The sequence below is a fragment of the Salinimicrobium tongyeongense genome (assembly GCF_026109735.1).
Lineage (GTDB): Bacteria > Bacteroidota > Bacteroidia > Flavobacteriales > Flavobacteriaceae > Salinimicrobium > Salinimicrobium tongyeongense.
This window is the reverse complement of the sequence record NZ_CP069620.1, coordinates 2,285,252-2,302,036: the sequence shown is the minus strand read 5'-3', so window position 1 is coordinate 2,302,036 and position 16,785 is coordinate 2,285,252. Positions and strand designations below refer to the sequence as shown.

At 40.2% G+C, this 16,785-nt stretch carries 30 protein-coding genes; all 30 read right to left on the bottom strand.

Annotated features, from left to right (window positions below):
• Positions 1–150: 150 nt before the first annotated feature.
• Positions 151–1,443, bottom strand: coding sequence for a phosphopyruvate hydratase (gene eno / locus JRG66_RS10240; RefSeq protein WP_265162670.1), 1,293 nt, complete (start codon positions 1,441–1,443; stop codon positions 151–153).
• Positions 1,444–1,840: 397 nt separating this feature from the next.
• Entirely contained in the window at positions 1,841–2,962 is a 1,122-nt protein-coding gene (carA, locus tag JRG66_RS10235) for a glutamine-hydrolyzing carbamoyl-phosphate synthase small subunit (RefSeq protein WP_265162669.1), read from the bottom strand.
• A gap of 167 nt (positions 2,963–3,129) precedes the next feature.
• Entirely contained in the window at positions 3,130–3,624 is a 495-nt protein-coding gene (rplQ, locus tag JRG66_RS10230; protein ID WP_265162668.1) for a 50S ribosomal protein L17, read from the bottom strand.
• Positions 3,625–3,719: 95 nt separating this feature from the next.
• On the bottom strand, positions 3,720–4,712 hold the full coding sequence (locus JRG66_RS10225) for a DNA-directed RNA polymerase subunit alpha (protein WP_265162667.1): 993 nt from the start codon (positions 4,710–4,712) through the stop codon (positions 3,720–3,722).
• A gap of 20 nt (positions 4,713–4,732) precedes the next feature.
• Complete coding sequence (gene rpsD, locus JRG66_RS10220) at positions 4,733–5,338, bottom strand: 30S ribosomal protein S4 (protein ID WP_265162666.1); 606 nt, start codon at positions 5,336–5,338, stop codon at positions 4,733–4,735.
• 88 nt (positions 5,339–5,426) lie between these two features.
• Entirely contained in the window at positions 5,427–5,816 is a 390-nt protein-coding gene (gene rpsK / locus JRG66_RS10215; RefSeq protein ID WP_265162665.1) for a 30S ribosomal protein S11, read from the bottom strand.
• A gap of 8 nt (positions 5,817–5,824) precedes the next feature.
• Positions 5,825–6,199 carry a 30S ribosomal protein S13 gene (rpsM, locus tag JRG66_RS10210; protein ID WP_265162664.1) on the bottom strand — a complete coding sequence of 125 codons (375 nt, stop codon included), beginning with the start codon at positions 6,197–6,199 and terminating at the stop codon, positions 5,825–5,827.
• 2 nt (positions 6,200–6,201) lie between these two features.
• Positions 6,202–6,318: a type B 50S ribosomal protein L36 gene (gene ykgO / locus JRG66_RS10205; protein ID WP_037325435.1), complete on the bottom strand. Its 117-nt coding sequence runs from the start codon at positions 6,316–6,318 to the stop codon at positions 6,202–6,204.
• Positions 6,319–6,323: 5 nt separating this feature from the next.
• Positions 6,324–6,539 carry a translation initiation factor IF-1 gene (gene infA, locus JRG66_RS10200; protein ID WP_006988529.1) on the bottom strand — a complete coding sequence of 72 codons (216 nt, stop codon included), beginning with the start codon at positions 6,537–6,539 and terminating at the stop codon, positions 6,324–6,326.
• Complete coding sequence (secY, locus tag JRG66_RS10195) at positions 6,539–7,876, bottom strand: preprotein translocase subunit SecY (protein WP_265162663.1); 1,338 nt, start codon at positions 7,874–7,876, stop codon at positions 6,539–6,541. The genes infA and secY overlap by 1 nt, the downstream gene beginning before the upstream one ends.
• A 9-nt stretch (positions 7,877–7,885) precedes the next feature.
• The gene (gene rplO / locus JRG66_RS10190; protein ID WP_265162662.1) at positions 7,886–8,338 is read right to left on the bottom strand and encodes a 50S ribosomal protein L15; all 453 of its coding nucleotides are present in this window, start codon (positions 8,336–8,338) and stop codon (positions 7,886–7,888) included.
• Positions 8,339–8,347: 9 nt separating this feature from the next.
• On the bottom strand, positions 8,348–8,530 hold the full coding sequence (gene rpmD / locus JRG66_RS10185; RefSeq protein WP_029037145.1) for a 50S ribosomal protein L30: 183 nt from the start codon (positions 8,528–8,530) through the stop codon (positions 8,348–8,350).
• A gap of 12 nt (positions 8,531–8,542) precedes the next feature.
• Entirely contained in the window at positions 8,543–9,067 is a 525-nt protein-coding gene (gene rpsE, locus JRG66_RS10180; RefSeq protein ID WP_265162661.1) for a 30S ribosomal protein S5, read from the bottom strand.
• Positions 9,068–9,071: 4 nt separating this feature from the next.
• Entirely contained in the window at positions 9,072–9,431 is a 360-nt protein-coding gene (gene rplR, locus JRG66_RS10175; protein WP_265162660.1) for a 50S ribosomal protein L18, read from the bottom strand.
• An 11-nt stretch (positions 9,432–9,442) separates the two neighbouring features.
• The gene (rplF, locus tag JRG66_RS10170) at positions 9,443–9,985 is read right to left on the bottom strand and encodes a 50S ribosomal protein L6 (protein WP_265162659.1); all 543 of its coding nucleotides are present in this window, start codon (positions 9,983–9,985) and stop codon (positions 9,443–9,445) included.
• Between the two features lie 19 nt (positions 9,986–10,004).
• Positions 10,005–10,403 carry a 30S ribosomal protein S8 gene (gene rpsH / locus JRG66_RS10165; RefSeq protein WP_265162658.1) on the bottom strand — a complete coding sequence of 133 codons (399 nt, stop codon included), beginning with the start codon at positions 10,401–10,403 and terminating at the stop codon, positions 10,005–10,007.
• A 65-nt stretch (positions 10,404–10,468) separates the two neighbouring features.
• Positions 10,469–10,738: a 30S ribosomal protein S14 gene (gene rpsN / locus JRG66_RS10160; RefSeq protein WP_265162657.1), complete on the bottom strand. Its 270-nt coding sequence runs from the start codon at positions 10,736–10,738 to the stop codon at positions 10,469–10,471.
• 2 nt (positions 10,739–10,740) lie between these two features.
• The gene (gene rplE / locus JRG66_RS10155; RefSeq protein ID WP_265162656.1) at positions 10,741–11,292 is read right to left on the bottom strand and encodes a 50S ribosomal protein L5; all 552 of its coding nucleotides are present in this window, start codon (positions 11,290–11,292) and stop codon (positions 10,741–10,743) included.
• 2 nt (positions 11,293–11,294) lie between these two features.
• A complete protein-coding gene (gene rplX, locus JRG66_RS10150; RefSeq protein ID WP_265162655.1) occupies positions 11,295–11,606 on the bottom strand; it encodes a 50S ribosomal protein L24 in 312 nt (103 codons plus the stop codon).
• A 12-nt stretch (positions 11,607–11,618) separates the two neighbouring features.
• Positions 11,619–11,987, bottom strand: coding sequence for a 50S ribosomal protein L14 (rplN, locus tag JRG66_RS10145; RefSeq protein ID WP_265162654.1), 369 nt, complete (start codon positions 11,985–11,987; stop codon positions 11,619–11,621).
• A gap of 2 nt (positions 11,988–11,989) precedes the next feature.
• Positions 11,990–12,247, bottom strand: a complete 258-nt coding sequence (rpsQ, locus tag JRG66_RS10140) for a 30S ribosomal protein S17 (RefSeq protein WP_093113468.1) — start codon at positions 12,245–12,247, stop codon at positions 11,990–11,992.
• A gap of 17 nt (positions 12,248–12,264) precedes the next feature.
• The gene (rpmC, locus tag JRG66_RS10135) at positions 12,265–12,456 is read right to left on the bottom strand and encodes a 50S ribosomal protein L29 (protein ID WP_097056535.1); all 192 of its coding nucleotides are present in this window, start codon (positions 12,454–12,456) and stop codon (positions 12,265–12,267) included.
• An 11-nt stretch (positions 12,457–12,467) separates the two neighbouring features.
• On the bottom strand, positions 12,468–12,887 hold the full coding sequence (gene rplP, locus JRG66_RS10130) for a 50S ribosomal protein L16 (RefSeq protein ID WP_029035471.1): 420 nt from the start codon (positions 12,885–12,887) through the stop codon (positions 12,468–12,470).
• Between the two features lie 19 nt (positions 12,888–12,906).
• The gene (gene rpsC, locus JRG66_RS10125; protein WP_265162653.1) at positions 12,907–13,629 is read right to left on the bottom strand and encodes a 30S ribosomal protein S3; all 723 of its coding nucleotides are present in this window, start codon (positions 13,627–13,629) and stop codon (positions 12,907–12,909) included.
• Positions 13,630–13,637: 8 nt separating this feature from the next.
• Positions 13,638–14,045, bottom strand: coding sequence for a 50S ribosomal protein L22 (rplV, locus tag JRG66_RS10120; RefSeq protein WP_265162652.1), 408 nt, complete (start codon positions 14,043–14,045; stop codon positions 13,638–13,640).
• A gap of 8 nt (positions 14,046–14,053) precedes the next feature.
• Positions 14,054–14,332, bottom strand: coding sequence for a 30S ribosomal protein S19 (rpsS, locus tag JRG66_RS10115; protein WP_029035468.1), 279 nt, complete (start codon positions 14,330–14,332; stop codon positions 14,054–14,056).
• 6 nt (positions 14,333–14,338) lie between these two features.
• On the bottom strand, positions 14,339–15,166 hold the full coding sequence (gene rplB, locus JRG66_RS10110; RefSeq protein WP_265162651.1) for a 50S ribosomal protein L2: 828 nt from the start codon (positions 15,164–15,166) through the stop codon (positions 14,339–14,341).
• A 9-nt stretch (positions 15,167–15,175) separates the two neighbouring features.
• Positions 15,176–15,466, bottom strand: a complete 291-nt coding sequence (gene rplW, locus JRG66_RS10105; protein ID WP_265162650.1) for a 50S ribosomal protein L23 — start codon at positions 15,464–15,466, stop codon at positions 15,176–15,178.
• Between the two features lie 5 nt (positions 15,467–15,471).
• Positions 15,472–16,101 (bottom strand): 50S ribosomal protein L4, encoded by a 630-nt coding sequence (rplD, locus tag JRG66_RS10100; protein WP_265162649.1) that lies wholly within the window; start codon positions 16,099–16,101, stop codon positions 15,472–15,474.
• Positions 16,101–16,712, bottom strand: coding sequence for a 50S ribosomal protein L3 (gene rplC, locus JRG66_RS10095; protein WP_265162648.1), 612 nt, complete (start codon positions 16,710–16,712; stop codon positions 16,101–16,103). The genes rplD and rplC overlap by 1 nt, the downstream gene beginning before the upstream one ends.
• Positions 16,713–16,785: the final 73 nt, after the last annotated feature.

Genomic DNA, 16,785 nt, shown 5'->3' with positions numbered 1-16,785 from the left:
CAAACAGGGGAAAGAGCAGTTATCTCTCTAATTTTGAACTCTCTTAAAAATAGGAAGACCAAAATTTAAAAGGCATGACGAATGTCATGTTATAAAAGAAAAAGCCTTTCCGAGATCCGGAAAGGCTTATAAAAACAGCTTTAGCAGCTATTATTTCTTAACCTTGAAAGCTTTTTCCTGCGGAAAATAAGCTACACTTCCAAGTTCTTCTTCAATACGCAGAAGCTGATTGTATTTTGCCATACGATCACTACGCGAAGCAGAACCGGTTTTGATCTGACCCGTGTTAAGCGCCACAGCCAGGTCGGCTATCGTATTGTCTTCAGTCTCTCCAGAGCGGTGCGACATTACAGAAGTATAACCTGCATTGTGAGCCATGTTCACAGCCGAAATCGTTTCGGTTAAAGTACCAATCTGGTTCACTTTAATAAGAATAGAATTCGCAATTTTGTTTTCAATTCCTTTAGAAAGGCGCTCCACGTTAGTCACGAACAGGTCGTCTCCTACCAGCTGAACTTTGTCACCTACTTTTTCTGTAAGTGCTTTCCAGCCATCCCAGTCATTTTCGTCCATTCCGTCTTCGATGGAAATGATAGGATATTTTGAAGCAAGTTCAGCAAGGTACTCTGCCTGCTCTTCACTTGTTCTTACTTTTCCGCTTTCTCCTTCGAATTTGGTGTAGTCATATTTTCCGTTTTCGTAGAATTCAGCCGAAGCACAGTCCAGTGCGATCATAACTTCTTCTCCCGGCTTATAACCGGCATTTTTGATAGACTGTAAAATAGTGTCTAAAGCATCTTCTGTACCGTCTAAAGTTGGCGCAAAACCACCTTCATCCCCCACAGCAGTGCTAAGACCTCTTTTGTGAAGCACTTTTTTTAGGTTGTGGAAAATTTCGGTGCCCATTTTTAGAGCTTCTGAAAAATTCTTGGCCTTTACCGGCATTACCATAAATTCCTGAAAAGCAATAGGTGCATCACTGTGAGAACCACCGTTAATGATGTTCATCATGGGAACCGGAAGCGTATTTGCGCTAACGCCACCCACGTAACGGTACAATGGCATGTTAAGCTCGTTTGCCGCAGCTTTGGCTACCGCGAGGGAAACCCCCAAAATGGCGTTTGCACCAAGCTTTGATTTATTTTTTGTGCCGTCAAGCTCGATCATGGCCTGATCGATCACATTTTGATCAAAAACAGAATATCCAAGCAGCTCTTCAGCAATAACTTCGTTAACGTTTTTTATAGCCTGAAGCACCCCTTTTCCCATGTAATCGCTGCCACCGTCGCGCAGCTCAACGGCTTCATGTTCTCCGGTAGAAGCTCCAGAAGGAACTGCAGCTCTTCCAACAATACCGTTTTCAGTTTCAACATCAACTTCAACAGTTGGATTTCCGCGGGAATCAAAAATCTGGCGGGCATGTATATTTATTATAACGCTCATATTAATAAATTTTAATTAATTATCTTTTTTTGCCCCTGCAAGATACGAATACTTCAAAAGAATAGTAAAAATCAAAGCCTTTACTTCAAAGGAATTAAGAGAAATTTATTAACGAGAACGATGTAGATAACTCCCTAACAAATCAAATGGCCGCCAGGAATTCTTCGGAATTGAAAACTCCTGAATTTCTTCGGAAATTACCCGAAAAAAACTAAGATAGTTATCCTTACCTGCTTCCGGAAAAAGTTGGGGAATAAAGCTCAAAATTTATTCGGGATCTGCTTTCGAAGGAAATTTTTATCGACTGAAAACTACTTCAGAAATAAAGAGACAAAAAAATTACCCTTCAAAAATGGCATTTTTAAAGGGTAATTTTTATACATAGATCTACTGAAAATTATTCAGCTGTGATTTCTTCGCCTATCAGGTTGTGAATAAACTCATCGAACAGATAATGAGCATCGTTTGGCCCTGGACTGGCCTCGGGGTGGTATTGAACCGAGAAGCAATTCTTATTTTTCATCCTTATTCCCGCCACGGTCTGGTCATTGAGGTGAGTGTGGGTAATAACTACATCGGGATGACTTTCAGTTTCTTCTTTACTTACCGAAAAACCATGATTTTGAGAGGTAATTTCCCCTTTCCCGGTCTCCAGGTTAAGAATTGGATGGTTTATCCCCCTGTGGCCATGGTGCATTTTATAGGTAGAAATGCCGTTTGCCAGGGCGATGATCTGGTGACCAAGGCAAATCCCGAAAAGCGGTTTATCTTCAGCAATAATATCTTTAGCGACCTGAATGGCATTTTTGAGAGGCTGGGGATCACCGGGGCCGTTGGAAAGCAGGTAGCCGTGAGGTTCCCAAGCCTTCATTTCGGCATAAGTGGTATCGTAAGGAAAGACCTTGCAGTATACATCTCGCGAGGCAAGGTGCTTTAAAATGCTCTTTTTGACCCCCACATCGAGTACGGCGACTTTAAAACGAGCAGATTCACTTCCGAAGAAATAAGGTTCTTTGGTCGACACTTTTGAAGCCAGTTCGAGACCATTCATATCGGGCACATTGGCAAGTTCCTGTTTCAGGGCGTCTAAGTCTTCAAACTGAGTGGTCAAGACGGCGTTCATGGCGCCATTTTCCCTAATGTAAGTTACCAGCGCACGGGTATCGATATCGGAAATGGCAAAAAGCTCACTTCGGTCAAGGAATTGCTTGAGGGTTTCATCGGCTGCGGGACGGGATTGGTGATAACTGAAATTTTTGCACACCAAACCTGAGATTTGTGCCTTTTCGGCTTCCTTTTCATCTTCGTTAGCACCGTAATTCCCAATATGGGCATTGGTGGTGACCATAATTTGTCCGAAGTAAGACGGATCGGTAAAAATTTCCTGGTACCCGGTCATTCCCGTATTGAAACAGACCTCGCCAAAGGCTTTTCCGTCTTTATCCCCCACTGCTTTGCCGTGAAAGATGGTACCGTCTTCGAGTAGTAAAATGGCTTTTTTTCTAGTTTGGTATTTCATGATTGCTCGTCTTTATCCTCTACAAAAATATTGTTTTTTGAGAGGATTTGTTGATTTTAAAATTCGGTTTCAAAGTAACTTTTTTGGCACCCTGGGGTTTGGGTATAAAAAAAGGATAAGCTTTAACGGCTTATCCTTTTTAAGAATTTAAGAATCAAGAATCATATTTATTCCTTGTTTCCTTCGTCTTTTTTATCTTCAGCAGAAGCCTCGGGTTTTGCCTGTGCAGCATCAGAAGATTTTTTACTTCTACCAGCTCTACGGGTAGATTTCTTCTTCTCTGGCTTGTTGACGTTGTAGGTTTCGTTGTAATCTACAAGTTCAATAAGTGCCATATCTGCATTATCACCTAACCTGTTTCCAAGTTTAATGATCCTGGTGTATCCTCCCGGACGATCACCTACTTTAGGAGCTACTTCACGGAACAATTCTGAAATTGCATTCTTATCGCGAAGTTTGCTGAATACCAGTCTCCTGTTGTGGGTAGTATCTTCTTTAGACTTGGTTACCAAAGGCTCAACAAATTGCTTCAAAGCTTTTGCTTTTGCCACAGTAGTGTTAATACGTTTGTGCTCGATTAGAGAACAAGCCATATTTGCAAGCATCGCCTTACGATGGGCAGTTTGTCTTCCGAGGTGATTTGTCTTTTTTCCGTGTCTCATGACGTTTTTTGTTTCATCATCTTGCTGCGACCCATTTTGAGGAGCAAATTATGATGGTTATTGTTATTGTTTTGACCGTTGCGCAGTATACGCTACTAGTCTTTATCTAATTTGTATTTTGATAGATCCATCCCAAAGTTCAAACCTTTGTTGTTTACCAACTCTTCAAGTTCGGTAAGCGATTTTTTACCAAAGTTTCTGAACTTCATAAGATCGTTCTTGTTGTAAGATACTAGGTCTCCAAGGGTGTCAACTTCTGCAGCTTTAAGACAGTTCAATGCCCTAACTGAAAGGTCCATATCTACCAACTTGGTTTTTAGTAACTGACGCATATGAAGTGACTCTTCATCGTAAGTTTCAGTCTGTGCAATCTCATCGGCCTCCAAAGTAATGCGCTCATCAGAGAACAGCATAAAGTGGTGGATCAAGGTTTTGGCAGCTTCGGTAAGTGCCTCTTTAGGATGAATAGAACCATCTGTAGAGATTTCAAAAACCAATTTTTCATAATCGGTTTTTTGCTCAACCCTATAGTTTTCGATGCTGTATTTTACATTCTTTACAGGAGTGTAAATAGAATCTGTATAGATGGTACCGATGGGTGCGTTTGGCTTTTTATTCTCTTCAGCAGGAACGTATCCTCTACCCTTTTCTACAGTAACCTCCATGTTAAGGTTAACTTTCTTATCCATATTGCAGATCACCAGCTCCGGGTTAAGGATTTGGAAACCTGAGATGAATTTTTGGAAGTGTCCTGCAGTTAATTGCTCCTGACCGGATACAGAAATGGTAACGGCTTCATTGTCTATTTCATCAATTTGCCTTTTAAACCTGATCTGTTTAAGATTCAAGATTATTTCGGTTACGTCTTCCACTACCCCGGGGATAGTTGAGAATTCGTGCTCTACTCCTTCGATGCGAACCGAAGTAATAGCGAACCCTTCAAGTGAAGATAAGAGAACTCTTCTTAGAGCGTTACCAACAGTCAATCCATAACCTGGTTCCAAAGGGCGAAATTCAAATTTCCCTTCGAAATCGGTTGAATCAATCATTATAACTTTATCGGGCTTCTGAAAATTTAATATTGCCATATTACGACTTCTGTGAATTATTATTTCGAATATAATTCGACGATGAATTGTTCATTTATATTTTCGGGAATTTGTACTCTTCCCGGAACAGAAACATAAGTTCCCTGTTTGGTCTGATTATTAAATGTGATCCATTCGTAAACACTGCTGGAATTAGCTAATGAATCCTGGATGGCAGTTAAGGATTTGGATTTCTCTCTTACTCCTACAACATCTCCTGCTTTTAACTGGTAAGATGGAATGTTTACTAACTCTCCATTTACAGTGATATGCCTGTGAGAAACCAATTGTCTTGCAGCACGTCTTGATGGGGCAATACCCATTCTATAAACCACGTTATCTAAACGAGACTCACATAATTGCAAAAGCACCTCCCCGGTAATTCCCTGGGCGCGGGTAGCTTTTTCAAACATGTTCCTGAATTGACGCTCAAGAATACCATAGGTATACTTTGCTTTTTGCTTCTCCATTAACTGGACAGCATATTCAGATTTTTTACCGCGACGACGGTTGTTACCGTGTTGTCCCGGAGGATAATTCCTTTTTTCGAATGATTTGTCATCTCCGAAAATAGCTTCCCCGAATTTACGGGCGATTTTAGTCTTTGGACCAGTATATCTTGCCATTGAAAATTTGATTATAAAGCAAGCGATCGTGGAATTAAGGTCACTGTCCTTCGCAGATCTCTTTGCTTACTTTTGTTATACTTGTTAATTAAACTCTACGTCTTTTTGGAGGACGACATCCGTTGTGTGGAAGTGGAGTAACATCAATGATCTCGGTTACTTCAATCCCTGCATTGTGAAGGGAACGAATCGCAGATTCTCTACCGTTACCCGGTCCTTTCACAAATACTTTCACTTTACGAAGACCTGCCTCGTGAGCTACTTTTGATGCGTCTTCTGCTGCCAATTGTGCAGCATAAGGAGTGTTTTTCTTAGATCCTCTAAAGCCCATTTTACCGGCAGACGACCAGGAAATCACATCTCCTTTTTTATTAGTCAAAGAAATGATAATGTTGTTAAAAGAAGCAGTAACATGCGCCTCTCCAATAGACTCAACATTTACTTTACGTTTCTTTTGAGTTGCTTTTGCTTTTGCCATCCTACTTATTATTTAGTTGCTTTCTTTTTGTTGGCAACTGTTTTTCTTCTTCCTTTTCTGGTTCTGGAGTTATTCTTGGTTCTTTGTCCTCTTAACGGAAGTCCCGCTCTGTGACGAATTCCTCTATAACTTCCAATATCCATTAAGCGTTTGATGCTCAACTGGATTTCTGAACGCAATTCACCTTCAATTTTAAAAGATCCAACGGCCTCACGAATTCTTCCGATTTCGTCATCATTCCAATCGGAAACTTTTTTACTTTCATCTACGTTGGCCTCTTTGAGAATTTCCTGAGCTCTGCTCTTTCCAATTCCGAAGATATAGGTCAATGCTATAACGCCTCGCTTTTGTTTTGGTATATCAACACCTGCAATTCTAGCCATAACTACCCTTGTCTTTGTTTAAATTTTGGATTCTTTTTGTTAATCACGTATAGTCTGCCTTTTCTTCGCACAATCTTGCACTCGGCACTTCTTTTTTTAATTGATGCTCTAACTTTCATAGTTATTAGTATCTGTAAGTTATTCGAGCCTTAGATAAATCGTACGGGCTCATTTCTAATTTCACTTTGTCACCAGGCAATAATTTGATGTAATGCATTCGCATTTTACCTGAAATATGCGCGGTCACAACATGACCGTTCTCTAACTCCACCCGGAACATTGCATTTGACAATGCTTCAATGATCGTTCCGTCTTGTTCTATCGCCGATTGTTTTGCCATTATGCTACTGCTTTTCTGTTTTTACCGGTTTTCATAAGACCATCATAGTGCCTGTTCAACAAGTATGAATTTACCTGCTGCATGGTATCAATTGCAACTCCTACCATAATTAACAATGATGTTCCTCCAAAGAACAATGCCCATCCGGCCTGAACTCCCAAAAGGGAAACGATAATTGCAGGGAACACTGCGATAAGCGCTAAGAAAACAGAACCCGGCAGGGTGATTTGCGACATGATGCGATCTAAAAATTCTGCAGTTTCTGTTCCAGGTCTTATCCCCGGTATGAAACCACCACTTCTTTTAAGATCGTCTGCCATTTTATTGGTAGGTACCGTAATCGCGGTGTAAAAGTACGTAAAAATTATAATTAACAACGCGAACACAAGATTGTACCAAAAGCCAAAGATATCGCTAAATGCGGCTGTCACTCCCTGGGCGGTTTCAGACTGTGAAAGTCCGGCAACAGCTGCAGGAATGAACATAATTGCCTGAGCGAAGATAATTGGCATAACCCCAGAAGCATTAAGCTTCAATGGAATGTATTGTCTAGAACCAAAAACATTTTTCTCGTATCCTCCGGTAGCAGTTCTTCTTGCATACTGCACGGGGATTTGTCTAACAGCCATCACCAACATTACACTGGCAAGAATAATCACGAACCATATTACAAGTTCAATAAGGATCATAACCATTCCTCCATTGGATTCGAATACTCTGGAAGCGAATTCCTGGATAAAAGCCTGTGGCAATGTAGCGATAATACCCACCATAATAAGAAGGGAGATACCGTTACCAATACCTTTATCTGTGATCTTCTCTCCAAGCCACATTGCAAAAATAGTTCCTGTAGTAAGGATAATTACCGAAGAAGCAACAAAGGTCACTGTACTTCCAAGCAAAAAGGCACCTGAAGGCAAGGTGGCAAAAAGGTTATAAATATAACCTGGTCCCTGAACAAGGGTAATAGCAATGGTTAACCATCTTGTGATCTGGTTGATCCTTCTACGACCACTTTCTCCTTCCTTCTGAAGTTTTTGAAGATAAGGAACAGCAATTCCCATCAATTGCACTACAATAGATGCCGATATATAGGGCATAATACCTAAAGCAAATACAGAAGCATTAGAAAATGCACCACCTGTAAAGGCGTTAAGCAGCCCTAATAGACCACCATCAGTTTGAGTAGCGAGGTTCGCTAATTGAGACGCATCAATTCCAGGAAGCACCACCTGTGCTCCAAAGCGATACACCAGCAACAAACCGAGGGTCACTAAAATTCTGTTTTTTAGCTCCTCGATTTTCCAGATATTCTTTAATGTATTGATGAATTTCATTGTTATCTATTATAAAGTAACAGCTTCACCACCAGCAGCTTCAATAGCCTGCTTTGCTGAGGCAGTAAATTTATGAACAGATATTTTCAACTTAGCTTTTAATTCACCTCTTCCTAATATCTTAACCAACTCGTTTTTTCCAGCCAATCCGTTCTCAATAAGAACATTCATATCCACTGTATCGGTGATTCTTCCTTCGTCAACCAAAGTTTGAAGTGTATCAAGATTGATCCCCAGATAATCTTTACGGTTAATGTTGGTAAAACCGAATTTTGGAACACGTCTTTGAAGTGGCATCTGCCCTCCTTCAAATCCTATTTTCCTAGAGTAACCAGAACGAGATTTGGCACCTTTGTGACCACGGGTAGCAGTACCGCCTTTCCCTGATCCTTCACCACGCCCAACTCGCTTTGCGTTACTTTGAACTGAACCTTTCGCAGGTTTTAAGTTACTTAAATCCATGTGAGTTTCTTATTTGGTCTCCTCTACAGAGACTAAGTGATTTACTTTATTTACCATACCAAGGATGTTTGGCGTATTCTCGTGCTCCACAACCTGACCAAGTTTTCTTAGCCCAAGTGCTTCCAAAGTACGTTTTTGGTTTTGAGTGCGCTTAATAGCACTTTTTACCTGAGTAACTTTTATTTTTCCCATTATTCCTTGTTATTATCCTTTAAAAACTTTTTCAAGAGAAATACCGCGTTGACGGGCAACAGTCTCAGCACTTCTTAATTGAAGCAAAGCATCAAAAGTAGCTTTCACCACGTTGTGCGGGTTTGAAGACCCCTGGTTCTTAGAAAGCACGTCATGAACCCCAACAGATTCAAGTACCGCACGAATAGCACCACCAGCAATAACTCCGGTACCCGGTGCTGCAGGCAATAACATTACCCTGGCTCCACCATATTTACCTTTTTGCTCGTGAGGAAGCGTTCCTTTATTAAGAGGAATACGCACCAGGTTTTTCTTAGCGTCTTCAACCGCTTTAGCGATAGCATCGGCTACTTCTTTAGATTTACCTAAACCCTGGCCTACAACCCCATTCTCGTCACCTACAACCACAATAGCAGAAAAGCCAAAAGCCCTACCACCTTTTGTAACTTTGGTAACACGTTGTACACCAACCAAGCGGTCTTTTAATTCAAGTCCACCCGGTTTTACAAGTTCTACATTTTTATAATCCTGATACATACTTTTAGAATTTTAGTCCTCCTTCGCGAGCACCTTCTGCTAATGATTTTACTCTTCCGTGGTACAAATAACCTCCTCTATCAAAAGAGATGGTCTCAATCCCGGCTTTTAAAGCTTTTTCAGCAATAGCTTTTCCAACTAGAGCTGCCTGCTCAATTTTATTCTCTACAGTTGCTGATGCAACTTCTTTATCTCTTGAAGAAGCTGATACCAAAGTTTTTCCATCCACATCATTCACTATTTGAGCATAAATTTCTTTATTGCTCCTAAATACTGAAAGTCTTGGACGAGCCTGAGTACCGCTAATATCTCTTCTGATCCTTTTCTTGATCTTAGTTCTTCTATCTTGTTTTGAAACTGCCATAATCTTAGTTATTAAGCTGATTTACCTGCTTTTCTACGTAACTGTTCACCTTTGAACTTAATACCTTTACCTTTATAAGGTTCAGGCGCACGGAAAGATCTGATCTTTGCAGCTACCTGGCCAACTAATTGCTTGTCATGTGAAGTCAATTTCACAATAGGGTTCTTACCTTTATCTGAAATTGTTTCCACTTTTACTTCGGGGGCCAAATCTAAGACAATGTTATGAGAGTACCCAACTGCCAGGTCCAATTTTTGACCCTGGTTAGACGCACGGTACCCAACACCTACTAATTCAAGTTCATGAGTGAAACCCTTAGAAACACCTTCGATCATGTTATTGATCAAAGCACGGTAAAGACCGTGTTTTGCTTTGTGATCTTTCTTTTCTGAAGGACGTTCAAATGTGATTACTCCATCTTCAATAGTGATATCAATCTCAGAAAACTCCTGAGTTAGTTCACCTAATTTTCCTTTTACCGTAACAACTCCGTCCTTAATGTCTACTGTAACACCTTGTGGAATTGTGATTGGACTTTTACCTATTCTGGACATTTCTTTTCGTCTTTAAATATTAGTAAACGTAGCACAATACCTCACCACCAACTTTTTCCTGCTGAGCCTGCTTCCCGGTCATTACACCATGAGAAGTAGACACAATAGCAATTCCAAGTCCATTAAGGATACGAGGAAGTTCATTGGCACCGGCATACTTACGTAAACCAGGTTTACTTATGCGTTGAATTTTCTTGATAATAGGCTCTTTAGTTACCTTGTCATACTTAAGTGCAATTTTGATGCTGCCCTGGGCAGTAGAATCATCAAATTTGTAACTAAGGATATACCCCTGATCAAAAAGTATTTTGGTGATCTCCTTTTTAAGATTAGAAGCAGGGATCTCAACCACTCTGTGGTTTGCAGCTACTGCGTTTCTAATTCTTGTTAAATAATCTGCAATAGGATCTGTATTCATCTATTTTAATTTGCGGAAGTGGTTTTCTACACAATACTGCAAGAACCTTCTCCCAATTTATATTCTTACCAACTAGCCTTTTTAACTCCGGGAATTAATCCGTTGTTCGCCATCTCCCTGAAAGTTACTCGAGAAATACCGAACTGTCTCATATACCCTCTGGGTCTTCCTGTTAACTTACAACGGTTGTGTAAACGCACAGGAGAGGAGTTCTTTGGTAATTTCTGTAATGCCTCATAATCGCCCGCCTCTTTAAGAGCCTTGCGTTTTTCGGCATACTTTTCTACCAATTCCTGTCTCTTCACCTCACGGGCTTTCATTGATTCTTTAGCCATAATTAATTCTTTTTAAAAGGGAGTCCCAGTTCAGTTAACAATGATTTAGCTTCCTTATCGGTATTGGCACTGGTTACAAATGTAATATCCATACCATTGATCCTATTCACCTTGTCGATATCGATCTCAGGGAAAATGATCTGCTCGGTAACTCCAAGGTTATAATTTCCCCTTCCGTCGAAACCAGTTGCATTGATACCGTTAAAATCACGTACACGTGGAAGTGCAGAAGTGATCAAACGATCTAAAAATTCATACATTCTTTCCCCGCGCAAAGTAACTTTAGCACCAATTGGCATCCCTTTACGCAATTTAAATGAAGCAACGTCTTTTTTAGAAATGGTCGCAACAGCTTTTTGACCTGTGATAGCTGTTAATTCATCTACCGCATGATCAATAAGTTTCTTGTCTGCAACAGCAGCACCAACGCCACGGCTCACCACTATCTTCTGTAGTTTTGGAACCTCCATTACGTTGGAGTAGCTGAATTCTTCTGTAAGAGAGGAGATAACTCTCTCTTTATACTCTTGTTTAAGTCTTGGTACGTACGCCATAACTAAATTACTTCATTAGATTTTTTGGAAAACCTTACTTTCTTATCATTCTCCGTTCTATATCCAACCCTGGTAGTTTCACCATTTTTGTCTATCAAAGAAAGATTGGAAATATGAATAGGTGCTTCCTTCTTTTTAATTCCACCCTGAGGATTTGATGCACTTGGCTTCTCATGCTTAGAAACCATATTCACACCTTCCACAATGGCTTTATTCTTATCCAGAAATACTTGTTGTACTTTACCTTCCTGACCTTTGTGGTCTCCGGCAGTTACACGAACATTATCTCCGGTTTTTATTTTAAGCTTTTTCATCTTATATATGTATTAAAGCACTTCTGGTGCTAATGATACAATCTTCATGAATTGCTTATCACGAAGTTCACGTGCTACAGGCCCAAAAACACGTGTACCCCTCATTTCCCCTGCAGGGTTGAGAAGAACACATGCGTTATCATCAAAACGGATATAAGATCCGTCTGGTCTGCGCACTTCTTTTTTGGTACGAACAACAACTGCTGTTGAAACTGCACCCTTTTTTACGTTTCCATTAGGTGTAGCTTCTTTAACACTGACAACGACCTTGTCCCCAACAGAAGCGTATCTTCTATTTGTACCGCCCAATACGCGAATAACTAAAACTTCTTTAGCTCCGGTATTGTCTGCAACTCTTAATCTAGACTCTTGTTGTACCATAATTACTTCGCTCTTTCAATTATTTCTACTAATCTCCAGCATTTAGACTTACTTAAAGGACGAGTTTCCATGATCCTTACAGTATCTCCAATGTTGCAGTCGTTTGTTTCGTCGTGCGCCACATATTTTTTCGTTTTTAAAACGAATTTTCCATACATGGGGTGCTTTACTTTTTTAGTTTCAGAAACCACAATAGATTTCATCATCTTATTACTGGTAACAACACCTATACGTTCTTTTCTTAAGTTTCTTTTTTCCATTTTCAGCAGAATAACACTTATTGTTGTTCTCTTTTAGTTAACTCTGTAGCAATACGCGCTATAGATCTTCTTACAGTTCTTAACTGTATTGGGTTCTCTAATGGCGATACTGCGTGAGCCATTTTAAGATCGGAATATGCTTTCCTTGACTTACCAAGTTCTTCCTGTAATTCTGCTACAGACAATTCTCTAACTTCTGATTGTTTCATAACGTGTCTTATTAAGCTTGATAATCTCTAGCTACAATGAACTTAGTTTTTACAGGAAGTTTTTGCGCTGCCAGGCGAAGAGCCTCTTTAGCAACATCAAAAGGCACACCTCCTACTTCAAAAAGTATTCTTCCGGGTTTCACAACTGCAGCCCAATATTCAACGGCTCCTTTACCTTTACCCATACGTACTTCAAGAGGTTTCTTGGTAATAGGCTTGTCTGGAAATATTTTGATCCAAAGCGAACCTTCCCTCTTCATATAACGGGTAGCAGCAATACGCGCAGCTTCTATTTGTCGTGCAGTCACAAAATTTGAGTCTAATGACTTGATTCCAAAAGTTCCGTTTGAAAGTCTATGCCCTCTTTGAGACACACCCTTCATACGGCCCTTCTGCATTTTGCGATATTTTGTTCTTTTAGGCTGTAACATTTTTCTTTACTTTAAAAAATTACTTTCTACGACGCGATTTTGGTGCACCGCTTCGTCCGGTTCCGGTTTTTCCTCCTTGTTTTTTGGCCATGCCAACAAGTGGAGAAAGTTCTCTTTTACCGTATACCTCACCTTTCATGATCCACACTTTTACACCCAATCTACCATAAGTAGTATGAGCTTCAACTAAAGCATAGTCAATATCGGCTCTAAATGTTGACAATGGAATTCTTCCATCCTTGTAGGATTCTGAACGAGCCATTTCTGCCCCGTTCAAACGCCCGGAGATCTCAACTTTGATCCCTTCAGCATTCATCCTCATTGCAGCCGCAATAGCCATTTTAATTGCACGACGATATGAGATACGATTCTCAATTTGTCTGGCAACACTAGAAGCCACTAAGTGAGCATCAAGTTCAGGCCTTTTAATCTCAAAGATGTTAATTTGAACTTCCTTGTCGGTAATCTTCTTAAGCTCTTCTTTAAGCTTGTCTACCTCCTGGCCGCCTTTACCAATAATGATACCAGGACGGGCTGTGGTGATAGTAACGGTTACAAGCTTAAGAGTACGCTCAATAATCACTCTTGATACACTCGCTTTTGAAAGACGAGCATGGATGTATTTTCTAATCTTATCGTCTTCGGCCAATTTATCGCCGTAGTCATTTCCTCCGTACCAGTTGGACTCCCATCCTCTAATGATACCAAGACGATTCCCGATTGGATTTGTTTTCTGTCCCATACTCTTAACTAGCTTTGTGTATTATTGTTTGCTCCAAGAACCAAAGTAACATGGTTGGAACGTTTTCTAATTCTATGTGCGCGACCCTGTGGTGCAGGACGAAGTCTCTTCAACATACTACCTCCGTCAACGCGAATCTCTTTTACAAACAATTCTGCATCTTCAATGCTTGCATCTTCATTCTTAGACTGCCAGTTGGCAATTGCAGATAAAAGCAATTTCTCAAGACTCTTAGACGCATCTTTAGAATTGAATTTCAAAATTTGAAGCGCTCTTTCTACTTTTTCACCACGAACAAGATCTGCTACCAGACGCATTTTCCTTGGCGAAGTAGGGCAGTTATTTAGTTTAGCAAAAGCTATTTGCTTCTTAGCTTCTTTAGTTTGCTCTGCTCTTTCTCTTTTACGAACTCCCATAGCTTCAATTATCTTTTACCTTTATTCTTAGCACCAGCATGACCCCTAAAAGATCTTGTTGGTGAAAATTCACCTAATTTATGACCTACCATGTTCTCGGTAATGTACACAGGAACAAATTGACGCCCGTTGTGCACAGCAATAGTTTGCCCTACAAAATCTGGAGTGATCATAGAAGCCCTAGACCAGGTCTTTATAACCGCCTTCTTGCCAGACTCAGTATTCTGAGCAACTTTTTGCTCCAATTTATAGTGAACGTAAGGTCCTTTTTTTAATGAACGTGCCATATCTTATTATTTCTTTCTACGTTCTACAATATATTTATTACTCGCTTTCGTTTTAGAACGGGTTCTGTAACCTTTTGCAGGTAATCCCTTTCTAGAACGTGGGTGACCTCCTGAAGCACGCCCTTCACCACCACCCATTGGGTGATCTACAGGGTTCATAACAACAGGTCTTGTTCTAGGTCTTCTACCCAACCATCTATGCCTACCAGCTTTACCTGAAATTAACAACTGATGATCACTGTTTGAAACAGCTCCAATAGTTGCAACACAGCTAGCCAATACCCTTCGGATCTCTCCTGAAGGCAATTTAATGGTTGCATATTTCCCTTCTCTTGCCATTAACTGAGCAAAAGCACCGGCACTACGAGCCATTACAGCTCCCTGACCCGGCCTAAGCTCAATACAAGAAATAATTGTACCCAAAGGAACAATAGATAATGGCATAGCATTACCAATTTCAGGCGCTACATCCTGCACACCAGAAACAATGTTCTGACCTACCTGAAGTCCATTTTGAGCAATAATATATCGTTTCTCACCATCCTGATAATTCAATAGGGCGATAAAGGCTGTTCTGTTTGGATCATACTCGATAGAAGCAACAGTTGCAGGAATCCCCTGCTTATCTCTTTTAAAATCGATGATCCTGTAACGCCTTTTGTGACCACCACCAATATAGCGCATGGTCATCTTTCCTTGACTGTTCCTACCACCTGATTTTTTGTTCGGAGCCAATAAACTTTTCTCCGGCTTATCAGTAGTGATCGCGTCAAATCCGTTCACTACTCTAAAACGCTGACCAGGGGTAACTGGTTTTAATTTTCTAACTGACATTCTTTAATCTTAAAGATTACTATACAAATCAATAGTTTCACCTTCCGCCACCTGTACTAATGCTTTCTTATAAGCACTGGTTTTACCAGTGACAACACCCGTCTTTGTGTAACGGGTTTTTCTGTCTGGACGGACATTAATAGTACGAACTTTAGTAACTGAAACACCATAAGCAGACTCAACTGCGTCTTTAATTTCAATCTTATTCGCCTTATTATCAACTACAAAAGCGTACTTATTGTTAAGCTCGCTATCTGATGTAGCTTTCTCTGTAATAATAGGTTTTATTAAGATACTCATAATGCTTATTTACTTAAATTCGACTCAATTCCTTCTAGAGACCCCTCTAAAAACACAAGATTATTTGCGTTTAATATTTTATAAGTGCTTAATTCTGAAGCACTTATAACTTCGGAGGCCTTTAAATTGCGTGACGACAAATATACGTTTTTATTCGAGTCACCCAACACTATCAAAGATTTTTTACCTTCCAACCCTAAAGCCTTTAAAACATCAATAAAGTTTTTAGTCTTTGGAGTATCAAAAGAAAAATCTTCTACTACTATAATGGAGTTATCATTTGCCTTCATAGACAAAGCAGATTTTCTCGCCAGTCTTTTCAAGCCTTTATTCAATTTAAAAGAATAGTTTCTTGGTCTTGGACCAAAAACTCTACCTCCACCTTTAAATACAGGAGATTTTATACTTCCTGCACGAGCAGTACCAGTTCCTTTTTGTTTCTTGATTTTACGGGTAGAACCTGCAATTTCCGCACGCTCTTTTGCCTTATGAGTACCCTGGCGTTGGTTGGCCAAATACTGCTTCACATCAAGATATACAGCATGGTTGTTAGGCTCTACTGCAAAAACAGCATCAGAAAGGTTTGCCTTTCTTCCTGTTTCTTTTCCTTTTATATCTAAAACTGCTACTTCCATTACTTCTCAATGATTACGTAAGAGTTCTTATGTCCAGGAACAGCTCCACTCACAACAAGCAAGTTTTTATCGGCTATAACTTTCAAAACTCTCAGGTTTTCTACTTTTACTTTTTCACCACCCATTCTTCCGGCCATTCTCATTCCTTTGAATACTCTCGCAGGGTATGATGCAGCACCAATAGAACCGGGAGCTCTTAGTCTGTTATGTTGACCGTGAGTAGATTGTCCAACCCCACCAAAACCGTGACGCTTTACAACCCCTTGAAAACCCTTTCCTTTAGAAACACCGGAAACGTCCACAAATTCTCCTTCAACAAATTGTTCTACAGTGATAGTATCACCTAATTTGTGCTCTCCTTCAAATCCCTTGAATTCAACGACTTTGCGCATTGCTGCGGTTCCGGCTTTTTTAGCGTGCCCTTCGGCAGCCTTATTAGCAGTCTTTTTGTCATCGAAACCAAGCTGAAGAGCCTCGTACCCGTCAACCTCTTTGGTTCTGACTTGGGTAATCACACATGGCCCAGCCTCAATAACGGTACATGGAATGTTTTTTCCATTCTCGTCAAAAATGCTGGTCATGCCAATCTTTTTTCCTATTAACCCAGACATAATTAATTATTAGTTATTAATATTTATTTATTTAAAAATATTCAGGATTGAAAAACACTTCCAATCCTGAATG